Origin of the sequence: Prevotella sp. P6B4, assembly GCF_000619985.1 — a bacterium.
Lineage (GTDB): Bacteria > Bacteroidota > Bacteroidia > Bacteroidales > Bacteroidaceae > Prevotella.
This window is the reverse complement of sequence record NZ_JHVE01000004.1, coordinates 170416-189680: the sequence shown is the minus strand read 5'-3', so window position 1 is coordinate 189680 and position 19265 is coordinate 170416. Positions and strand designations below refer to the sequence as shown.

Genomic DNA, 19265 nt, shown 5'->3' with positions numbered 1-19265 from the left:
TATGAGAACAGGAATATTTGTGGGGAGTTTCAATCCCTTCACCATTGGTCACGATTCCATCGTGCGTCGCGCTTTGCCACTCTTCGACCGTTTGGTCATTGGTGTGGTAGGCGACAATGTGCACAAGCCTGATATGCCATCAGCCGAAGAGCGCATGCAGGCCATCAGAGAACTCTATGCAAACGAGCCACGCATCGAGGTAAAGCCCTATCACGGTCTGGCAATGGACTTCGCCAAAGCAGAAAACGCCCAGTTCATCGTGAAAGGCGTGCGAACTGTGAGCGACTTTGAATACGAGCAGTGGCAGGCCGACTTCAACCGCAAGTTGGGCGGCATAGAAACCATACTGTTTTATACTGAGCCAGAACTGGCCAGCATCTCATCGAGCGCCGTGCGCGAACTACAGCACTTTGGTGTTGACGTCAGTGCTTATCTACCGAAAAAACTATAGCTAATATGATTATATACGAAGCTGAAGGGGTAAAGTTCCCCAACATCAAAAAACGAGAGACCACCAATTGGATTCGCCAGGTGGCAGCCAGTTACGGTAAGAAAGTCGGTGAAATCGGATATTTGTTTGTAAACGACGAGAAAATTCTCGAGGTGAACAACCAGTTCTTAGGTCACGACTACTACACAGACATCATCACCTTCGACTATTCAGAAGGTAAGACTATCAGCGGTGACATCTACCTTTCTGTAGACACCGTGTTTACCAATGCCGATAAGTTTAGTCGCCCTTACGACGAGGAGCTACACCGTGTGATTATCCACGGCATTCTGCATCTGTGTGGCATCAACGACAAGGGGCCAGGCGAGCGAGAGATTATGGAAGCTGCCGAAAACAAGGCCCTCGCCATGTTAAAGGATAACAGGTAGGTATTAAGAAAATATGAAGAAGAGTTTAATTAAGTTGGTGAGCTGCTGCTCACTGATTGTTGGCGCTCTCACGCTGCAAAGCGGGATAGCCAGTGATGTCATGACAAAGGATAACGGCATGACCGTCATCAACACCACCACTCTGGGCAAGGATGTACAAGGTTTTCTCGGCACTACCCCAGTGAAGATTTATATACAGAAGAACAAAGTCGTTAAGATTGAGGCCCTGAAGAACCAGGAAACCCCCAAATATTTTCTCAAGGTGAAGAAAGCCCTGCTGGAAAAATGGAATGGTTTGAAGGTCAAGGATGCCAAGGCCCTGAAGGTTGATGCCGTTACAGGTGCCACCTACTCTTCCCAGGCAGTCATCGAGAACGTTAAGCTTGGACTCGATTACTATCAGAGTCACAAGTAATCTCTAATAACAAAGAATTCACCCTCCCGCATTAATGCAGGCGATTATGGAGAGAAAATATGCACTATTCTTTGATATAGACGGGACCTTGGTGAGCTTCGAGACTCACGAGATTCCGCCTTCTACTATTCTGGCTATGACGCAGGCCAAGGCCAATGGGCACAAGGTATTCATTGCTACAGGTCGTCCGCCACTGATTATTACCAATTTAGGTGCTATCGAACACCTGATTGACGGCTATGTGACAACCAACGGCGCTCTATGCTTTGTGAACAATGAGGTGATTGCCTGTAAGTCGATTCCTCAGGACGAGGCGCGACTGGTGGTTGAGGATAGTATCGAAAAGAACTACGGTCTGATAGTAATTGGCGAGAAGGATGCGGCAGTGCTCGATCCCAACGGTGATGTTGATCTGATTTTCCGTCAGCACTTAGCTGTAGAGAACTTGAACCTGGCCAAACCCGTAGAGCAGGTGCTACAACAACGTATTTTACAGCTGACACCTTTTTTCGACAAAGATTACGAACGGGAATTGATGGCCCGCCTGCCAGGATGTACCTCTGGTCGCTGGCATCCGGCCTTTACAGACGTAACAGCTTTAGGAGCTGACAAAGGCGAGGGCATATTGACAATGGCCAAGCACTTAGGCTTGGACCCAGAATACACCATGGCCTTTGGCGATGGCGGCAACGACAGCACGATGATTCGTCGCGCAGGCATTGGCGTGGCTATGGGTAATGCTATTGACGAACTTAAAAAAGAAGCCGACTTCGTGACAACAACTGTCGACGAAGACGGCATCCGATATGCCTTAAGCCACTTCGGCTTGATTTAGTTCCCCTTATCTGGCAATCACCTGAAGTGCCCGTTTCACCATTTCGTTTTCTTCGTTGAACACGGAATAGTATTCGCTCATATCCCAGATATCACGTGCTATCAGGGCCTTGAGTTGTAGGCGCAGATGAGGCAAGGTTTTATTGAGTTCAGCCTGATCCCTGGGCTTAACATTCTGCTTCTCGCCCTCTTTCAGGATAGCATCGATAAGACTCTGAGGTACCTCATAATTCTGTTTGAATTCTGCAAACGACAGCCAAGCCTTCTTCAGTTTCTTGCGATTGCTGTCCACATAACGCAGGTTCTGTTGAATAATAACACTCTTTGCTGCCAGCTCACGATGGAACTTAGTGTAGATGGTTGTATCGAGCGGGATGTATTCATCGGGCATGATACCACCACCGCCATAAACAATGCGATGCTGACGAAGAGTCTCGAATTTCAGCGAATCAACAAAGTGAATGCTATCTTGATTAGTCAATTCGCCACTTTTCAAGCGGTTGATAACATCCATAGCATAATCCTTATTATCGCCCTTGGTATAGGGTTTCTGAATGCATCGGCCTGAGGGCGTGTAGTAATGTGCAATTGTAAGACGTATCATCGAGCCATCGGGCAGATCAAGCGGACGTTGCACAAGTCCCTTACCAAAGGTACGACGACCCACCACTACACCTCTGTCCTGATCCTGAATGGCACCAGTAACAATTTCGGCTGCTGAGGCGGTATAACTATCGACCAGTACAACTATCTTACCATCGCGAAAAACGCCACTCCCATCGGCCTTATAATCCATACGAGGCACCTTGCGCCCCTCGGTATAGACAATCAGGTCGTTACGCTGTAGAAACTCATTGGCAATATCAACAGCTGCCTTCAAGTAACCGCCACCATTCTCCTGCAGATCGAGTATCAGATGCTTCATACCCTGATCACGCAACTTCTTTAGGCCTTCCATGAATTCCTGATGGGTGGTAGCACCAAAGTTGCCAATACGGATAAATCCTATCTGTGGACGAATCATATAGACCGCATCGACCGACTTGACTGGAATTTTGTCCCTGACAACGGTAAAAGTCAGACGGTCCTTGATGCCCTGACGAACCACGCCTAACTTTACTTTAGTACCCTTTGGGCCACGCAGGCGCTTCATAATCTCCTCCTTCGACATCTTGACACCAGCGATAGCCGTATCGTTTACCGACACGATTCTGTCCCCTGCAATGATACCCACCTTTTCAGAGGGACCGTTGACAACAAGCTGGATGACCAGAAGCGTGTCCTCAATCATATTAAACTGTACGCCTATACCCTCAAAGTTACCACTCAAGGGCTCGTTGGCCTCTTTCACTTCCTTGGGCGTCATATACGAGGAGTGAGGGTCGAGCTTGTCGAGCATACCACGGATGGCATCCTCAACCAGTTTCTTCTCGTCAACACTATCAACATAGAGATTATTAATAGTAATCTCAGCAATATTCAACTTACGCAACGGTGAATCGTCGGCGTTATTGATACGGAACTGTGCCTGGGCGCTCATCGCAATCAAGCACAGACATATGGATACAAATACCTTATTCATAGATATCTTCTTCAGGGCGGTCTTCCTCAACCACCAGATTATCGATAATAAAGTTCTGGCGCTCCATGGTGTTCTTACCCATGTAATACTCCAGCAACTTAGCTACTTGGTCTGTTTTATGAAGCGTTACCTGCTCCAAACGGATATCGGGACCTATAAAACCAGCGAACTCATCGGGTGAAATCTCACCAAGGCCTTTGAATCGGGTAATCTCCGGATCAGGTCCCAACTCCTCAATGGCCTTCTGGCGCTCCTCGTCGCTATAGCAATAGCGCGTGATGAAATCGCTCTTTTTGTCTGATTTGGCATCGGCCTCAGCTATCACCTTCTTATTCCTGATCTTAGTACGACGGTTGCGCACACGGAACAGTGGAGTTTGTAGCACATAAACGTGCCCCTTCTTGATGAGCTCAGGAAAGAACTGCAGGAAGAAGGTGATAATGAGCAGTCGGATGTGCATACCATCCACATCGGCATCTGTAGCCACAATCACCTTATTATATCTCAGTGTATCCAGACTTTCCTCAATATCAAGAGCTGCCTGCAGAAGATTGAACTCTTCGTTCTCGTAAACCACCTTCTTGGTCAGGCCAAAGCAGTTAAGCGGTTTGCCTCGCAACGAGAACACTGCCTGTGTGTTAACATCGCGGCTCTTGGTGATGCTTCCGCTGGCCGAGTCACCCTCGGTGATGAAGATGCACGATTCCTCCTTGCGGTCGTTTTTCACGTCACTGAAGTGGATACGGCAATCGCGCAGTTTGCGGTTGTGCAGATTGGCTTTCTTGGCACGCTCACGAGCCAGTTTGGTAACACCTGCCATCGCCTTGCGATCACGCTCGCTCTCCTTAATCTTATTCTCCAATACCTCAGCAACATCCTGATGAATGTGCAGGTAGTTATCAACTTCAGTCTTGATGAAGTCGCCCACATATTTGTTGATGCTGACACCACCCTCAGGAGCCATCGTGAGCGAGCCCAACTTAATCTTGGTCTGACTCTCGAACAAAGGTTCTTCGACATTGATGGCGATGGCTGCTACAATACCTGTACGGATATCTCCGTATTCATATTTTCCATAGAACTCTTTGATAGTACGGGCGATATGCTCTTTAAAAGCACTCTGATGCGTTCCACCCTGAGTGGTGTGCTGACCGTTTACAAAAGAGTAGTACTCCTCACCATACTGGTTAGCATGAGTAAAGGCTATTTCGATATCCTCGCCCTGCAAGTGAACAATCGGATAGAGCGCATCGCTGGTCATTCGATCCTTCAGCAAATCCTCCAATCCATGACGCGACAGGATACGGCGGCCATTGTACATAATGGTCAGTCCGATATTCAGATAGGTATAGTTGCGCAGCATGTTTTCTACGATTTCATCGTGAAATTGGTAGTTCACGAACTTCGTAGCATCGGGTTCGAAATAAATATAAGTGCCATTCTCATCCTGTGAAGTTTCCGTAACATCGCTGATCAGTTTTCCACATTCGAACACTGCCTTGCGCACCTTACCGTCACGATAGCTATGTACCTCGAAATGACTACTCAATGCGTTGACAGCCTTTACACCCACACCATTCAGTCCGATAGACTTTTTGAAAGCCTTTGAGTCGAACTTACCACTAGTGTTCAGGATACTCACCGATTCAATCAGTTTTCCCTGAGGAATGCCTCGACCATAGTCACGCACGGATATTCGCAGATTGTCTTCTACGTTTACCTCAATCCTATCGCCCGCCTTCATCTTGAATTCGTCGATAGAGTTATCAAATACTTCTTTCAACAGCACATAGATACCGTCTTCAGCGGATGAGCCATCGCCCAATCGGCCAATGTACATGCCCGGACGCAAACGGATGTGCTCCAAACCCGTAAGGGTCTGGATATTACCTTCGTCGTAATTGACGCTTTGAGGATTAATCTGGTTGTTATCTTCGTTCATAGATTCTTTTTGAAACATCTTCTACGTTTATGCTGGGTGTGCTCCAAGTACTGCCACTGGCTTTGTACCTTCTCGTTGGTCTCCATCTCAACGTTGGTCTCACCCCATTTGAAACCATACTTCTGATAAATGGGAATGAGATCGTAGAACAACAAGGCATTAGCACCCTTCTGCTGATATTCTGGCAAGATACCAACCAGCATCAAATCGACACACTCAGCCTTGTGGAACTTGAGTGCCCGCAGGCAATGCCACCAGCCAAACGGCCACAGACGTCCCTTATGGCATTTCTGCAAAGCGCGTGTCATTGAGGTGATAGAGATTCCTACACCCACAATGTCGTGGTTAGGCGTATTCCAATCCTCAATCAGACAAATGAGGTTCATATCGAGCATAGGGAAATACATTTTCAGGTACTCATCTATCTGAGCTTCTGTCATCTGTGAGTAGCCATAGAGATGACCAAAGGTTTTATTGACCACATCGAGAACCTTACGTCCTACCTGCTCCTTGCCAAACACCTGACTACGCTTGGGATGAGTCGGATGCAAGTTGTATCGTTTCATCACCAACTCTGCTATCTTCTTGAATTTCTCTGGCATGCCTTCTTTGGGCACGATTAACTTAAACTCAACATAGTCGTTATCCTTCTCCCAACCACCTAATTGCTCCAAATGTTTAGGATAATAAGGGTAATTATAGATGGTAGCCATAGTACCCATCTGGTCGAAGCCCTCAAGGAGCATACCTTCCGGATCCATATCAGTAAAGCCTAACGGACCAACAATCTCTGTCATCCCTTTCTCGCGCCCCCACTGCTCTGCGGCCTCAAACAGCGCCTTGCTCACCTCAATATCATCAATGAAATCAATCCATCCGAAGCGGACACTCTGACGTCCCCATTTCTCGTTGGCACGATGATTGATAATAGCGGCGATGCGACCAGCAATCTTGCCATCCTTATAAGCCAGGAAATATTCTGCCTCGCAAAACTCAAAGGCTGCATTTTTATCCTTACTCAGGGTATGCAAATCGTCGCTGAACAAATTGGGCGCATCATATTGATTTCCCTTATACAGTTCGTAATGGAAGTCGATAAAAGCCTTAAGACTTTTCTTGTCGGTGACTTTTCTAATTTCTACTGCTGACATATTCTCTCTTTGTTCGTTAAGCTTATAAAACGATGCAAAGATAGGAAAAAAGCAGGAAATAACAAAAAATATTAAGATATTTTTCGGCAAACCAGCAGCAGATGGCCCCTCTCCACACTGGTTGTAGCAAAAATATACACCTCGCCTCCATCTTTCAGTTTCAGGCGCTTACGCAGTTCTGCCACCGAAAGGGGAAAATTCCTTGTAGCGATGTTAGCATGCGTGATTCCAGATAAAGCCGTCTTCAGCTCCTTTTTGTTCATCGAACAGATACGCTCAATTACAAACCCACGACCTGGGAAACCAGACACCATCTTATCCGACAAAAACAAATGGCTATTCTTATCAGGTTGGCCCATAGCAAAACGCTGACTTATCTGTCTAAAACAGCCTGCTTTCATTATTGAAGCATGAGGCTCATACAGGAAACAAAGTTGTGATGGCAGCTGATAAAAATCACTGATTTCATCGTTAGCCATATAACGAAAAATCTGCTGATCGTTCACACAGAACACCTTTAATGGTTCGGCACTGCGCTCAGCCACTAACAAGAGTTCTTTGCACTCATTGCCAACAGATACAATATGTACCTGGCTAACATGTCCAACTTCTGCTACAGCCTTCTGCCAGTCGAGCATAGGCGACAATTTAATCATCACACGAGGTGCTTTCTCCAGCATTTCGTCAATCATCTCCAGCACGTTAGGTGTACAGTCGGCTATGCCGTAAGTACGACCGCCATGCTCATCCCTACGAGCCGGATCAATAAAAATCAAGTCAGCCTTGTCTAACTGGTGCAGAAAATCCACACCATCGCAGTTTACGACCTTCACATGACGCAAGCCAAGACTGGCGTAGTTCTCAGATGAAATGGCACACAATGATGCCATACGCTCAACATGAACAGCCTCAGTAAAGCCTGCTGACATAAATGCCATGTCCACACCAAAGCCTGCGGTCAGATCTACGATTTTTGCTCCTTTTCCAGCTATCTGGGCTTTATAGCGAGCCGTTTGTTCACTCGAGCACTGTTCCATCGATAGATGTGGCGGATATACTATGTCATCGATAGCTGCCCAAGAAGGTATTTTTATCTGCGCTTTCTGTCGGCCTGCTATTTGTTGAAGGGCGTACGCCATATCGACCTCAGGATGTTTCTTCCCAAGGAAAGCCAACTGGCGCACGTCCTCGTTGGCATGACTACGAATAAACTCGCATGTTGCCTCGTTCATATTCTTAAAGTGATGCCATAAAATTCTCAAATAGCTGGCGGTTACAACCAGGGGTGATGATATGATGGTTACCAATCGGCTGAGTCAGGAAATAATGAGTCTGCAGGTTATCTTTCAGTTGTATAACCTGTTGTGTACGACACAAATCAGGCTTGGCCTGATTCCTTACCAACTCACCTTCTGCGATAAAACTGCGCTTGAGATCGCCAGACACCTTGAACACCGTCACTGGTCCCAGATTCATAAAACCTCTGATTCCAACGCCTATTCCAGACTCAAAATGCGTATCCAGTTCATAGCGCTCCACCATATTCAGTGGTATGGTGCAGTGAGCAAACAGCATCTCACCTGTCTCTGGGTTAATCTGCGATGGATTGGCTTGAAATCCAGAAACGTCAAGCAGTGCATGAGTGATAGCCATTGTCAGCATAGCCGGAACATCACCTTCACAACCTGCGACGACACCTTCAGCATTCAACTTGGCCAATGCCCAACAACCCGTATTGCGAACAGCTGTCAGGAGGTCGAAGCATCGGAGCGTGAAGCCATTCAACTGATATTGATCCACAATGGTCTTCAGCGCCCCATAGATACGATCAGGCATATCGCCTTCGGTTATCTGGTCGATGCCTGCCAGCAGCTCCTCAATGGGCACTTCCACCAGATCGATACCCAACTTGGTTTTCACCACTTTTGGATCAGCTACGCTCGATATCAACCAGTCGGAAGGCTGACCGATGATACCAAATCGGGTACCATTCAGCCTACGTTTGGCCTCTTGAACCTTTACTAACACCTGCAACCGACGGGCTATATAGTCGGCACTACCATGAATGATTTCGCCTTGAAGATAGTTTTGTTGCAGATAAGAGAGAATTTCCATCGATGCAGCCAGCGAATTACTCTTGCCCGATGTGAGCAAATAGAATGGCGCCTGAGACTGTTGGCGCAACTGCGGTAGCAAACGCTTAAAGATACCCTCGGTGCCTCCGGTACGTACATAGATAACAGATAATGTACTCATGCCGAAGTCGGCATAATCACTGCCTTTCAAGGTGTAATCAATGCCAAGGCTACCCAGAAACTCCTGGGTCACAGCACCAACGGCATTTTCATCGTGTAGCTCAGACGTGAGCGTATAAATAGCTATATCCATAAGTTAAATATTAATAGGAATCACCAGTTTCATCGTGATGTTACGTCCCATATTATACACACCTTGACGTCCTGTTAATACGTTGAATTCGGCATATTTCAGTCTACTCAGGTGGTTCTGATAGGCCTTATTCAACAAATTGTCGGCTGTAACATAAAACTCGGCAATCTTCTTTTTACCTATCTGGATGTCGGTTCCTGCCTGCAGGTTCAACAACAGGTAGCTGGGTGTATATGTCTCGGTTTGATCAGCACAGTAAATATGACTCTGTTTCAAGTAACACTCGATACCAGCCGAAACATATAAGTTATTCAGTTTCAGACTATTCGTGGCATGTGTGGCATGCTGGTGATGTCCCACTGTCGGATGTGAATGGTGCATCAACTCCCACTTTAGTTCAGAAGTCCATCTTGGTGCAGGTGTAAATGGTAGATATTTAGTCTCCGCCGACTGGTGCAACAATTGGGCATCGACAAACGAGAACGTATTGCCGAAATGAACTGAATGAACGGGATGGAAGTCGATAACAGCCTCAAATCCCAATAATCGTGCATCACCCTGTGTATAAGCATAAGTAAGATATCCCTCCTCTATCTCTTCTGGCAGGCGATGGGTAAAAATGTAATTATCAATGCGGTTAGCAAACAATGCCAACTGGGCTGAGACAAATTCTGAGGTTAAATCGATGCCAAGATCAGCCTGCAAGCTGTATTCTGCCTTCAGTTTCTGAGTACCCAATTCATAGCGAATAGAGCCTTCGTGCACACCGTTAGAAGCCAGCTCACTCATGTTGGGCGTACGGAAGCCACGAGCCAAATTCAAACGCAAATTCCACTGGTCGTTGATATTACAGACAGCACCAATACTACCGGTAAATCCGTTGAAATGGCGACTAAAATCAACAAAACGAATCTCACCGTCCTCCATCAGACCATCACCATACAACCGACGATGATCATAGCGAAAGCCTCCATTAAACGTCCATTTGTCGCCTATCTGCTTGGTGGCCGTAGTATACAGACCGAAATCGAACAGACGATAATCTGGAATCAGATACTCCTCGCCCTTGTTCACCGAGCGCTGGTACATACCACCGATACCTGCCGACAACTTCCAACCATCCCACTCGTGAGTCACGTAGCGCACATCATAAGTCAGCGTATGCATCTTGAAATATAGTTCGTATTCATCAGCACTCTCCTCAAACTCCTGTCTACGGTTCTGCTGATAACCGATAATGGCTTTCAGATAGCCATTAGCAAGGTTAATTGAGTTGTCGCTCACCAACTTAAAATGTTTTACCTGTTGGAAAGGCAGGGTCTTGCTGTAGGAGGTAAGTGGCGAGTATTCTGCGATTAAATCGCCCGTTTCCTCATCTCGCTCACCTTCAATAATACTTGGTGTCAGGTGATAAGCTGTAGCCGTGAGGCGCGAATGTCCCCACTGCTTATTCATACCTAGCATCAGGCGGCCTGCACGCTCACGAAACTGCGAGCCAGGCACATAGCCATCGTACTTATTCTTATATGCGTGAGCCATCTTCTCGCTATATCGCGCATCCCATACAAATCCCTGTTGATTGCCAGCCATCGAAAGATGATAACCAAACAGCCCATTGTTTGACTGATACTCTGTGCCCGCATGTGCTTTCATCTCGCCCTCGGCCAAGGTAGGTTCTTCGTGCAGAATGACCACACCAGCCATTGCATCGGATCCATACATCAACGAGGCAGGACCTTTCAGAATCTCTACTGAGTTTACAGTGCTACCATCAACCTCTATGCCATGCTCGTCGCCCCATTGTTGTCCTTCCTGTCGTACACCTTCGCTTATCACCACCACACGGTTATAGCCCAAACCACGGATAATTGGTTTCGAAATTCCGCTACCAGTCGTTATCTGACTGACACCTGGCTGACGAGCAATGGCATCAATGATATTGGTTGACGCAGTAGCGTGCAACACCTTGGGGGTAACAATACTAACAGGCGCCGTAGCATGTTTCAATTTGGTATCGCCTGTAACGCCTGTTACAATCAGGTCGTTCAGTTTCAAATGCTTATAAAAAACATCGCTTGAATCATTCGGATGTTTATGTTCACGTTCAGTTTGTGCCAAAGCCGACATGCCTATAGCCAGCAAAGGCAGGATGATAAATATCTTCTTCATTCTGTTTTCTGTCATTAAATAAAAGTTCTGTATAAAGATCTCTAATTATGTAAACAGAATGAAGGGAGGCGCACGAGAAGAATTCTGGCGACTGGCACGACTGATGATACAGCTACAGCCACGACGCCACACCATTATGACAAAACTAACAGGAATAACTATAGTCAACACCTCAGCCATTGTATAACCAAGACCAATAAACTGACATATCACGCAATCGTGTACGCCATCATCGGCAGTAGAGAAGTGGCCAGAGTGATGTACATGATGGGCGCATTCCGTACAACCTGCAGCCGGATTCACCACCTCATGGTGCCGGTGCAGTCCGCACAGCAACATCATCGATACAAACACCGATAACAATGCCCAAGCAGTTACTCTTCTATTCCTTTGTTTTGCCATTTGGCTGCAAAGTTACAAAAAAAATGTATTTAAGGGATAAATAATACTGCTTTTTTGTACCTTTGCAACAGAACTAACAACATAACAGATATGAAGAAAGTATTATTATTAGCCTTGCTGACAGGCTGGATGATGACGGTCAGCGCACAAATTAATGTACCAGAGGCACCACAGCTGGAGTTTGCTCTGCAACTCAAAGTCACACTGGGTGAAACTTTCGGCATCGATAACACCCAGCACGGACGCCGTACAGTCATTCCCATCACAGGTGGTACATTTGAAGGACCAAAACTAAAGGGTACCATCATGAACGGCGGAGCAGATTACCAGCTGAACACAGAAGGCCGTACAGAACTTGAGGCCATCTACTGTATCAAGACTGATGACGGCATCTACATCCACGTGCGCAACCGCGGTATCATCGCCAATGGCAAGGACGCTGACGGCAAACCCACTTTCTACTTTCGCGCAGCACCACAATTCGAAGCACCTGCTGACAGCAAGTACGGCTGGCTGAACAATTCACTGTTTGTCTGTGCACCCACCTTCTCAGACGAGTTTAAGGGTATAATACTCAACGTTTGGCGCATCAAATAAGTCAACCTAAGAAGAACAGACTCACACCTACCACAGAGATGACAGCACCCACAACTGCACGCCAAGTTATCTTCTGGTGGAACAACCAATACGATGGCAGCAATATGATAATAGGTGTCATCGCCATTAACGTGCTGGCAATGCCAGCTGCTGTATATTGTACTGCCATCAGCGAAAAGCCTACACCTACAAACGGACCGAACACGGTGGTAGCAGTGGCAACTGCCAAGCCCTTACGATCGTGCAGAGCTTCGCGCAGAGGCTCTAACCCCTTGCGGAAGTACAATAACAGCGAGAAACCTATAATACCCGCTACACAGCGATAGAAATTAGCACTGAAAGGCACCAGCCATTCAGGCATACCTGTGAGCGAAGCCTCATAGTGGTCCATACCAATCTTGCTGAGCACCAAACCGATACCCTGACACATGGCGGCACCAATAGCGAAGAGTACACCATTGAGTGGCAATTTCAGTCCCACCTTGTGATGCTCGCCACGACCCAATACCGAGATGCTGATGCCCCCCAGTGTAATCAGCATAGCCAGGATGCTCATGGCGTTCATCTGCTGGCCGAGAGTGATCCATGCCATCAGGGCGGCTGAGAGCGGTGCCAGCGTCATGAACAGCTGTCCGTAACGCGAACCAATGATGATATAACATTGAAACAGGCAGAAATCGCCTATCACGTAGCCTACCACACCCGACAGCAGCATCCAACTAGCAGCCTCGACCGAAGCGCCTGGGGGCATGATGCTACCTGTTACGACAAAAAACAGCGCCAACGAAAACACCAAGGCAAAACCCATACGCAGCACATTCAGCGTAAGGTTACCCAGTCGTTTACTACCAAATTCACTCAGAAGCGCCGTAGCAGTCCATGAAAAGGCTACGCCAATCGATATCAATTCACCTATGTAAGTCATTGCTTAGTATAAATACGTTAAAACTTCAGGCTGCAAAATTATACAAAAAATCGTTAAATAAGCAATTCTTGATACAGGATTTGCCATTTGTTCAAGTTATTTAAGAAAAAACTCATACTTTTGTATCCACTTTAAATAAAATCGAACAATGAAAGTAAGAATCAATCGCTGGTATAACACCATCCTCACAGCCTTGCTGTCGCTGTTAGGTTATGGTTGCTCTTCGGAGAATTCTGTAGAAATGTACGGTGTGATGATGTATGGCGTTCCCTCGGCCGAATATAAAATATCGGGCACAGTTACCGACGAGGGCGGCAAGGCTGTAGAAGGCATCAAGACTTCAGTGAAACAAATATCAATCTATGAGGATAAGACTCATGCGTTTAGTATCGACTCTGTGATGACTAATACTGCAGGCCACTATGATGTGACGGTGAATGTTTTCCCTCTGAATCAAGAAATCAAGCTACTGGTTGAAGATGTGGATGGCGATGCCAATGGTGCCTACCAAAACGATACCATCGACATTGACTACAACAACGCCCAGAAGATAAAAGAAGGCGATGGTACGTGGAACAACGGCACTTTTACGATTAAGCAGGATATTAAACTGAAGAAGAAATAATGAACCCCACTCCCCTCACACTTCGCAAAAAGCTGGCCTTAGAACTCTGGCGACAGAAGGAAGAAATGGTTCGCAAGGAGCATCCCCTGCAACAATTGTTCTGGGAGTGTACACTGCGTTGCGATCTGAAATGCCGCCATTGTGGCAGCGACTGCAAGATGAAATCGGAAAGTCGTGACATGCCTAAGGAAGATTTTCTGCGAGTACTCGACAGCATCGCCCAGAAAACCGATCCACACAAGGTTTTTGTCATCATATCTGGTGGAGAGCCACTGATGCGACAGGACATTGAGGAATGTGGTCGTGCGATATACGATAAGGGATTCCCCTGGGGAATGGTAACCAACGCCCTGCATCTGACACCCCAACGCTGGCAGAATCTGCTACGGGCAGGCATCCACTCGATGGCCATTAGTCTGGACGGCTTAGAGGATAACCACAACTGGATGCGTGGCAACACGCAGAGCTTTCAGATGGTGAGCAACGCCATCGATATGCTGGTAGCCACCAAAGGGTTTGTATTTGATATCGTAACCTGCGTGAACCGTCGAAACTATACGCAGCTGAACGACATTAAGGAATTCCTGATTTCAAAAGGTGTACAGCGCTGGCGATTGTTTACTGTTTTCCCAGTAGGGCGTGCTGCACTCGACCCAGATATGCGCCTGACCAATGAGCAGTTTCACAGGGTGTTTGATTTCATCCGTGAAACAAGAAAGGAGGGGCGTATCTGCGCCGATTATGGATGCGAAGGATTTCTTGGCAACTATGAGGGCGAGGCCCGCAGCAGGTTCTTCAGCTGTCAGGCCGGCATTACCGTAGGTTCAGTAATGGCCGATGGCTCCATAGCAGCCTGTGCCAGCATACGTGCCGACTATCATCAGGGCAACATCTACGAGGATGACTTTATGGAGGTTTGGGAGAACCGCTATACACCCTATCGCAACCGCGAATGGATGCGCAACGGCGAGTGCAAGGACTGCAAATACTTCCGCTATTGCCAAGGCAATGGTATGCACCTACGCGATGCTAACGGGCATCTGCTGTTGTGCCATCTGAAACGTCTGCAACAGATTGCTGAGTAACTTCTACCGAGTCGCCAGCAGCACGGCTGAAAGCGACACTCAGACTATCTGCCATCTCCTCACGATAGTCACAAGGTTTTGTACCATAACAAGCAGTAAACACAAATGCCACAGAACTGAAGCCAAGCAGCGTCAGCATCTTGTTGATGGCCTTAAGCTTAAACTTTTTAATTTTCATTTCTCTTGCTTTAATACCATATCCACACTTCCCACAGCTAATAATCTCTGGCGAGCTTCATCATAACTAATGCCCAGCTCATCAGCTATCATGCGGGTGCCGCGATCAATGAGTTTCTCGTTGGTGAGCTGCATTTTCACCATACGATTGCCCTCTACACGCCCCATGCGTATCATCAGGGCAGTAGAAATCATATTCAACACCATTTTTTGGGCTGTACCACTCTTCATACGACTGGAGCCTGTTACAAACTCTGGTCCAACAATCGTCTCTATAGCATACTCAGCGACTGCAGCCAGAGGGGTATTGTGATTGCTGGTTATACAACCGGTAAGCAAACCCTGCTGACGGGCGCCCTCGATAGCACCTATCACATAAGGCGTAGTACCTGAGGCTGCGATACCTATCACCGTATCATCGGCGGTAGGTTGATAGCGCATCAAGTCGTTCCAACCCTGCTCTTTATTGTCCTCAGCATGCTCTACAGCACGTCGTAAGGCCTCATCACCACCAGCAATCAAGCCTATCACCCTACCGGGCTGTACACCATAGGTTGGTGGCAGTTCGCTGGCATCAAGCACACCTAAACGCCCGCTGGTACCTGCGCCCACATAGAAGAGCCGTCCACCGCGTTTCATTCTTTGTTCGATGGTCTGCACCAATGCCTCTATCTGTGGCAGCACATGCCCCACAGCCTCGGCCACCAACCTATCCTCCTGATTGATGCACCTCAGCACCTCGCTGACCTCCATCTGCTCCAAATGGTCGTAATGCGATGCCTGTTCTGTAATCTTATCCTTTATATTCATCAGATATAGGCCTTAAAAGCCTCGTCGTACTCAGGACTGTTTGCCAAACGACCATTTACAAGACAAACCAATTCGATGTCACCCTTCCACGAAAGTTTCTCGTCGCTGGCACGATAGATTGCCTGGTGAAAAACGTACTTGATTCCCTCCTTGGTAAGAGCAAGACGAGATATAAATTCGTCGTCGCAGCGCAAAGGAGTTTTATACTGCAGATTCATACGAGCAACAACAGCATCAATGCCCTGATTATGGAGCTCAGCAAAACTTACGCCCAGGCTACGAAGGAACAAATGGCGCGTATGTTCGGCGTAGTGTAAATAATTAGCATTGTTAACAATGCCCTCTATATCGCACTCATAGTCGCGCACTTCCATGCGGGTTTCGAAAATATAGTTCATAAGTGTTTCAATATGTCTTTAAATTGCGTAATCTTGATTAGTCGCTCATGCTCGATATCTTCTGAATGTTCGAGTTGCCAAGTAACATGGAAAGGAATGTGAATCGCCCAGGCACCGATATTGAGTGCTGGAGCGATATCACTCTTCAGCGAATTACCCACCATCAGCATCTGATGAGGTTGGATGTCCAAGCGCTGACAGAGCTGCTGAAACTCATACTCTGTCTTATTCGAGGTAATCTCCACATGCGAGAAATACTTATCCAAGTGACTGCGATGCAATTTGTTCTCCTGATCCTGCAACTCACCCTTCGTAAACACCACCAAACGGTAAGGATAGGCTTGTAAGCGCTGCAGGGTTTCCTCTACGCCAGGAAGCGGCATAGCAGGCAGATGTAACAAAGATTTGCTATGCGTCAGCAGTTCTGCTAACTCAACATCTGAGAGATGACTTCCGCCCACACGGAGTGCCGTTTCGATGATAGAGATTGTAAAAGCTTTGCAGCCATAGCCCAAATCTGCCATATTAGCCGATTCGGTCACAAACAATTCATGGGCAGGATCGTCACAGTAGGGCGCAATCAACTTGTAGAGGTGCTTCTCTACTGCTTCGAAATGACTTTGGCAATCCCACAAGGTATCATCGGCATCGAAGACGATAGCTCGGAGGTTCTGATAATCTATTTTCATTTTTTGCAATGTGGACAGGTCCCCTTAATCATATAATTACTCGAGTGGCCCTCAAAGCCTTCAGGGAGTTCAATAGCAGGCATTCTCACGCCATCCAAACAGTAAGTTTGCTGGCATTGTTCACAGTAGAAGTGCGGATGCAAATCGTCATCGTGGTCGTTATGATGACTATGACAAAGCTCGAATCGCAAACCATCAGCAGCACCATCGATAGCATGTACTAAATGGTGCTCGCGGAATAGTTGCAATGTACGAAAGATATTGGATTTATCAATGGAATCTATTCTACGTTCCAGCTCAGCCATAGACTGTGGCAACATCGAGGCATCAAGCGCCTTGACCACCATCATGCGGTTAGCAGTAGGTTTCACACCATGCTCTATAAGCAGTTTCTCATAATCATGACTCTCCATAAGCGCTATCAATTATGGGTGCAAAAATACCAATAAATTATCAATTATCCAAATTTAAAAGCCTCTTTCTGCCCAATCTCCTCTATCAAGATTTCTATATCCGATAGCTTCTGCAATATGATGAGATTGAATATTCTCTGAACCCTCCAAATCGGCAATGGTACGAGCAACCTTCAAGATACGATTATAGGCACGAGCACTCAGATGAAGCCTTTCCATCGCCATACGCAACATACTCAAGCTGGCCTCATCAGGTTCACAGAACTGGTGAATCATGCGCTCTGTCATCTGTGCATTACAATAGACGCCCTTAAAAGAATCGTAACGAACCTCCTGTCGCTTACGAGCAGCTATCACACGCGCACGAATCGTTGCGCTCGACTCGCCAGGAGCCATCTGTGAGAGTTGCTTAAACGGCACAACCGGTACTTCAATATGCAAATCCATAAACTCAAAGATTTTAGGGGGCTGTAATTTTTGTGGTATATTGTAGAAGTTTCCCATGTTTTGAGAGAAACCGCCATAATATGTATATGACTGCATCATTCCCATATCAGAACAGATTAAAGAAGTAAAACACTGCCGCATAGGTTTGGTTTACACCTTCCACGCTGCCTATCTTCATATTTGACCCATCCCTAACAGTACCGTTGGATTCCACGCTGCCAATTTTCATATTGCTTGCGTCTCTAACAGTGCCGTTGCTCTCGATTGAGCCAATCTTCATGTTTGAGGCATTACGTACAATTCCATCGGATTCTATCTTTCCAATGGTCATATTATTCTTGTCTCTGCATGTCTGAGCAAGGCTAACAGTAGCCATACACAGAACCATGAGGAAAAACAATATTAACCGCTTCATCATTTCATTTCACGATTTTAACGTTATCAATGACAGTGACCCCTAGCATATCACTGTAATACTTGTTATGCTCTGACAATGTGCCACCAAGTACCAATATGCTTGAATTAGATGCCTCAGAACGATGAACCTTGTCCTCTGCATCCATGATAGCCTTGTATTTGACACATTGAAATATTCCACGTAAAATGTCTGCCTCTGTTGATTTGTGAGACTTCACTTCAACAGCGACACATGAACCATCAGCCAACTTAAACCATACATCAATGCGGTCTGCCGACAATAAGATACGCTCTGTTCCTTTCTCTGTGTATTCCTCGATTCCTATGACATTGGGATTGTTAAAGATGTATTCTTTAAGCTCTTTGTGAGAATCACCCTCACCGCCATAGCCAAAGGATTGACCAGAACGTATCTGTTCTTCAACCTTATCACCGCAAACCTTAACATGGGTAGAACCATTGAATACGGTTTCTATATAGGCAAACATTTCTGGCTTGTTGTATAGAGGACGCCTTTTGCTTTGACCTCCTTTAAAACCGTACCGTCTTAAATCTTCTTCGGACAACTTATCACCAAAGTATTCTTTCCTTAATTCAAGTCTGTAGGTAGGAAATGAATCTATATTATTCTTATCAACCCAATAATCACCATCTTTACGCTTACAGTTTTGGGCAACAACCTCAGTCTTAAACTTTATACCATCTTCATTTGTGGGATAGATATAAACAATGTCACCGACTGAAAAGTTGTTATACTCCATAGTCCAATCTATAAAGTGCAGCTTTTCTAGTGCTTCTCTGTGATGGCACTTTTCCCTTCTAGCAAAAACCAACCAATTCTTTTTCATCAAGTCACATCTTTATTTGGGTACAAAAATACTCATTTTCCCTCATATTCATTTCAAGTGGTTGATTTTTTT

The 19265-nt window shown here is 46.4% G+C and carries 23 protein-coding genes; 7 read left to right on the top strand and 16 right to left on the bottom strand.

The genetic code is table 11. The features are described 5' to 3' along the window. Nucleotide 1 precedes the first annotated feature (1 nt). Genes coaD through T491_RS0104325 form a run of 4 tightly spaced genes read left to right on the top strand, consistent with a single transcriptional unit; the run spans nt 2 to nt 2129 of the window. Complete coding sequence (coaD, locus tag T491_RS0104340; protein ID WP_028902801.1) at nt 2-451, top strand: pantetheine-phosphate adenylyltransferase; 450 nt, start codon at nt 2-4, stop codon at nt 449-451. Nucleotides 452-456: 5 nt separating this feature from the next. After that, nucleotides 457-879, top strand: coding sequence for an rRNA maturation RNase YbeY (ybeY, locus tag T491_RS0104335; protein ID WP_028902800.1), 423 nt, complete (start codon nt 457-459; stop codon nt 877-879). 13 nt (nt 880-892) lie between these two features. Beyond that, the gene (locus T491_RS0104330) at nt 893-1294 is read left to right on the top strand and encodes an FMN-binding protein (protein WP_028902799.1); all 402 of its coding nucleotides are present in this window, start codon (nt 893-895) and stop codon (nt 1292-1294) included. 46 nt (nt 1295-1340) lie between these two features. Continuing rightward, on the top strand, nt 1341-2129 hold the full coding sequence (locus T491_RS0104325; protein WP_028902798.1) for a Cof-type HAD-IIB family hydrolase: 789 nt from the start codon (nt 1341-1343) through the stop codon (nt 2127-2129). Between the two features lie 6 nt (nt 2130-2135). Here T491_RS0104325 and T491_RS0104320 read toward each other — a convergent pair whose 3' ends face one another. The 7 genes from T491_RS0104320 to T491_RS0104290 form a co-directional block, all read right to left on the bottom strand. Beyond that, entirely contained in the window at nt 2136-3710 is a 1575-nt protein-coding gene (locus tag T491_RS0104320; protein ID WP_036915241.1) for a S41 family peptidase, read from the bottom strand. Then, nucleotides 3703-5652: a DNA topoisomerase IV subunit B gene (locus T491_RS0104315; protein WP_028902796.1), complete on the bottom strand. Its 1950-nt coding sequence runs from the start codon at nt 5650-5652 to the stop codon at nt 3703-3705. Before T491_RS0104315 ends, T491_RS0104320 begins: the two co-directional genes overlap by 8 nt. Then, nucleotides 5649-6803 carry a hypothetical protein gene (locus T491_RS0104310; RefSeq protein WP_028902795.1) on the bottom strand — a complete coding sequence of 385 codons (1155 nt, stop codon included), beginning with the start codon at nt 6801-6803 and terminating at the stop codon, nt 5649-5651. Before T491_RS0104310 ends, T491_RS0104315 begins: the two co-directional genes overlap by 4 nt. A 71-nt stretch (nt 6804-6874) precedes the next feature. Next, entirely contained in the window at nt 6875-8035 is a 1161-nt protein-coding gene (locus T491_RS0104305) for a class I SAM-dependent methyltransferase (RefSeq protein WP_028902794.1), read from the bottom strand. Nucleotides 8036-8039: 4 nt separating this feature from the next. Then, nucleotides 8040-9191, bottom strand: a complete 1152-nt coding sequence (locus T491_RS0104300) for a hypothetical protein (RefSeq protein ID WP_028902793.1) — start codon at nt 9189-9191, stop codon at nt 8040-8042. A 3-nt stretch (nt 9192-9194) separates the two neighbouring features. Continuing rightward, the gene (locus T491_RS0104295) at nt 9195-11360 is read right to left on the bottom strand and encodes a TonB-dependent receptor (protein ID WP_028902792.1); all 2166 of its coding nucleotides are present in this window, start codon (nt 11358-11360) and stop codon (nt 9195-9197) included. A gap of 45 nt (nt 11361-11405) precedes the next feature. Continuing rightward, nucleotides 11406-11762: a hypothetical protein gene (locus tag T491_RS0104290; protein WP_155950028.1), complete on the bottom strand. Its 357-nt coding sequence runs from the start codon at nt 11760-11762 to the stop codon at nt 11406-11408. Between the two features lie 90 nt (nt 11763-11852). Between T491_RS0104290 and T491_RS0104285 the strand changes: the two genes are divergently transcribed. Further along, complete coding sequence (locus T491_RS0104285) at nt 11853-12359, top strand: DUF3237 domain-containing protein (protein WP_028902790.1); 507 nt, start codon at nt 11853-11855, stop codon at nt 12357-12359. A 1-nt stretch (nt 12360) separates the two neighbouring features. On the opposite strand, the gene T491_RS0104280 is transcribed toward T491_RS0104285, so the two are convergent. Beyond that, on the bottom strand, nt 12361-13284 hold the full coding sequence (locus tag T491_RS0104280) for a DMT family transporter (RefSeq protein ID WP_028902789.1): 924 nt from the start codon (nt 13282-13284) through the stop codon (nt 12361-12363). 148 nt (nt 13285-13432) lie between these two features. Here T491_RS0104280 and T491_RS0104275 point away from each other — a divergent pair, with 148 nt between their 5' ends. Next, complete coding sequence (locus T491_RS0104275) at nt 13433-13909, top strand: radical SAM-associated putative lipoprotein (RefSeq protein ID WP_028902788.1); 477 nt, start codon at nt 13433-13435, stop codon at nt 13907-13909. Continuing rightward, nucleotides 13909-14994, top strand: coding sequence for a TIGR04133 family radical SAM/SPASM protein (locus T491_RS0104270; protein ID WP_028902787.1), 1086 nt, complete (start codon nt 13909-13911; stop codon nt 14992-14994). The genes T491_RS0104275 and T491_RS0104270 overlap by 1 nt, the downstream gene beginning before the upstream one ends. Here the strand turns inward: T491_RS0104270 and T491_RS0104265 are convergent. The 8 genes from T491_RS0104265 to T491_RS16935 form a co-directional block, all read right to left on the bottom strand. Continuing rightward, complete coding sequence (locus T491_RS0104265; protein WP_028902786.1) at nt 14939-15172, bottom strand: hypothetical protein; 234 nt, start codon at nt 15170-15172, stop codon at nt 14939-14941. The genes T491_RS0104270 and T491_RS0104265 overlap by 56 nt on opposite strands. Next, nucleotides 15169-15981, bottom strand: a complete 813-nt coding sequence (gene murQ, locus T491_RS0104260; protein ID WP_081773232.1) for an N-acetylmuramic acid 6-phosphate etherase — start codon at nt 15979-15981, stop codon at nt 15169-15171. The genes T491_RS0104265 and murQ overlap by 4 nt, the downstream gene beginning before the upstream one ends. Further along, a complete protein-coding gene (locus T491_RS0104255) occupies nt 15981-16379 on the bottom strand; it encodes a thioesterase family protein (RefSeq protein WP_028902784.1) in 399 nt (132 codons plus the stop codon). Before T491_RS0104255 ends, murQ begins: the two co-directional genes overlap by 1 nt. Then, the gene (locus tag T491_RS0104250) at nt 16376-17068 is read right to left on the bottom strand and encodes an HAD family hydrolase (protein ID WP_028902783.1); all 693 of its coding nucleotides are present in this window, start codon (nt 17066-17068) and stop codon (nt 16376-16378) included. The genes T491_RS0104255 and T491_RS0104250 overlap by 4 nt, the downstream gene beginning before the upstream one ends. Next, nucleotides 17065-17481, bottom strand: a complete 417-nt coding sequence (locus tag T491_RS0104245) for a Fur family transcriptional regulator (RefSeq protein ID WP_028902782.1) — start codon at nt 17479-17481, stop codon at nt 17065-17067. Before T491_RS0104245 ends, T491_RS0104250 begins: the two co-directional genes overlap by 4 nt. Nucleotides 17482-17535: 54 nt before the next feature. Next, nucleotides 17536-17901, bottom strand: coding sequence for a hypothetical protein (locus tag T491_RS0104240; protein ID WP_369699738.1), 366 nt, complete (start codon nt 17899-17901; stop codon nt 17536-17538). Between the two features lie 133 nt (nt 17902-18034). Beyond that, nucleotides 18035-18346: a 5-fold beta-flower protein gene (locus T491_RS15650; RefSeq protein WP_051522959.1), complete on the bottom strand. Its 312-nt coding sequence runs from the start codon at nt 18344-18346 to the stop codon at nt 18035-18037. 1 nt (nt 18347) lies between these two features. Next, nucleotides 18348-19193: a hypothetical protein gene (locus T491_RS16935; RefSeq protein ID WP_051522958.1), complete on the bottom strand. Its 846-nt coding sequence runs from the start codon at nt 19191-19193 to the stop codon at nt 18348-18350. Nucleotides 19194-19265 lie beyond the last annotated feature (72 nt).

Coding starts and splice junctions, on each gene's coding strand:
- T491_RS0104310 (WP_028902795.1), bottom strand. CDS start 6,803: ATGTCAGCAGTAGAAATTAGAAAAGTCACCGACAAGAAAAGTCTTAAG.
- T491_RS0104330 (WP_028902799.1), top strand. CDS start 893: ATGAAGAAGAGTTTAATTAAGTTGGTGAGCTGCTGCTCACTGATTGTT.
- T491_RS0104300 (WP_028902793.1), bottom strand. CDS start 9,191: ATGGATATAGCTATTTATACGCTCACGTCTGAGCTACACGATGAAAAT.
- T491_RS0104280 (WP_028902789.1), bottom strand. CDS start 13,284: ATGACTTACATAGGTGAATTGATATCGATTGGCGTAGCCTTTTCATGG.
- T491_RS0104325 (WP_028902798.1), top strand. CDS start 1,341: ATGGAGAGAAAATATGCACTATTCTTTGATATAGACGGGACCTTGGTG.
- T491_RS0104270 (WP_028902787.1), top strand. CDS start 13,909: ATGAACCCCACTCCCCTCACACTTCGCAAAAAGCTGGCCTTAGAACTC.
- T491_RS0104265 (WP_028902786.1), bottom strand. CDS start 15,172: ATGAAAATTAAAAAGTTTAAGCTTAAGGCCATCAACAAGATGCTGACG.
- T491_RS0104250 (WP_028902783.1), bottom strand. CDS start 17,068: ATGAAAATAGATTATCAGAACCTCCGAGCTATCGTCTTCGATGCCGAT.
- T491_RS0104305 (WP_028902794.1), bottom strand. CDS start 8,035: ATGAACGAGGCAACATGCGAGTTTATTCGTAGTCATGCCAACGAGGAC.
- coaD (WP_028902801.1), top strand. CDS start 2: ATGAGAACAGGAATATTTGTGGGGAGTTTCAATCCCTTCACCATTGGT.
- T491_RS15650 (WP_051522959.1), bottom strand. CDS start 18,346: ATGATGAAGCGGTTAATATTGTTTTTCCTCATGGTTCTGTGTATGGCT.
- murQ (WP_081773232.1), bottom strand. CDS start 15,981: ATGAATATAAAGGATAAGATTACAGAACAGGCATCGCATTACGACCAT.
- ybeY (WP_028902800.1), top strand. CDS start 457: ATGATTATATACGAAGCTGAAGGGGTAAAGTTCCCCAACATCAAAAAA.
- T491_RS16935 (WP_051522958.1), bottom strand. CDS start 19,193: ATGAAAAAGAATTGGTTGGTTTTTGCTAGAAGGGAAAAGTGCCATCAC.
- T491_RS0104275 (WP_028902788.1), top strand. CDS start 13,433: ATGAAAGTAAGAATCAATCGCTGGTATAACACCATCCTCACAGCCTTG.
- T491_RS0104245 (WP_028902782.1), bottom strand. CDS start 17,481: ATGGAGAGTCATGATTATGAGAAACTGCTTATAGAGCATGGTGTGAAA.
- T491_RS0104285 (WP_028902790.1), top strand. CDS start 11,853: ATGAAGAAAGTATTATTATTAGCCTTGCTGACAGGCTGGATGATGACG.
- T491_RS0104255 (WP_028902784.1), bottom strand. CDS start 16,379: ATGAACTATATTTTCGAAACCCGCATGGAAGTGCGCGACTATGAGTGC.
- T491_RS0104315 (WP_028902796.1), bottom strand. CDS start 5,652: ATGAACGAAGATAACAACCAGATTAATCCTCAAAGCGTCAATTACGAC.
- T491_RS0104295 (WP_028902792.1), bottom strand. CDS start 11,360: ATGAAGAAGATATTTATCATCCTGCCTTTGCTGGCTATAGGCATGTCG.
- T491_RS0104290 (WP_155950028.1), bottom strand. CDS start 11,762: ATGGCAAAACAAAGGAATAGAAGAGTAACTGCTTGGGCATTGTTATCG.
- T491_RS0104320 (WP_036915241.1), bottom strand. CDS start 3,710: ATGAATAAGGTATTTGTATCCATATGTCTGTGCTTGATTGCGATGAGC.